The sequence below is a fragment of the Colwellia ponticola genome (assembly GCF_005885605.1).
Taxonomy (GTDB): Bacteria; Pseudomonadota; Gammaproteobacteria; order Enterobacterales; family Alteromonadaceae; genus Colwellia; species Colwellia ponticola.
Genome location: NZ_SZVP01000094.1, coordinates 1 through 464, shown reverse-complemented (window position 1 = coordinate 464; position 464 = coordinate 1). Strand labels below are relative to the sequence as shown.

1 protein-coding gene is annotated in these 464 nt (G+C 39.4%); it reads left to right on the top strand.

The window, feature by feature from the left end:
• Positions 1 to 464: aminotransferase class I/II-fold pyridoxal phosphate-dependent enzyme (locus FCS21_RS17735; RefSeq protein WP_138624499.1), on the top strand; the 464-nt coding region annotated here is incomplete at both ends.

The following is a 464-nucleotide window of genomic DNA, read 5'->3' as shown; positions in this document are numbered from 1 at the left end:
AATCAAGATGAACTTGTCTTTGAATGGGTCGATGGCGTTATTGGCAACCATTATCCAGAACCATCACGCAGCTTAGTGAATGTTGAAAAGATTTTAAATCGGTATCTAGAAGTAAATCTCTATCGCGGTGAACATCTATCAGACAAGACAAAGGTCTTTCCAACTGAAGGTGGGACAGCTGCGATGGTCTATCTTTTTAATGAACTAAAGGTCAGCCATATTTTAGAGGCGGGTGATACGATTGCGATTAATACGCCAATCTTTACACCGTACTTGCAGATTCCAGAACTAAATGAATTTAAACTACAAGAGTTTAACGTTAGTTCTGATGAATCTGATGACTGGCAATTGGTCGATCATAAATTTGAAGAGTTGAAGGATCCAAATGTTAAAGCCTTTTTCGTGGTGAACCCAACCAACCCAACCTCTAGAGCTTTTAGTGACCATGCGCTAGATAAGTTGAA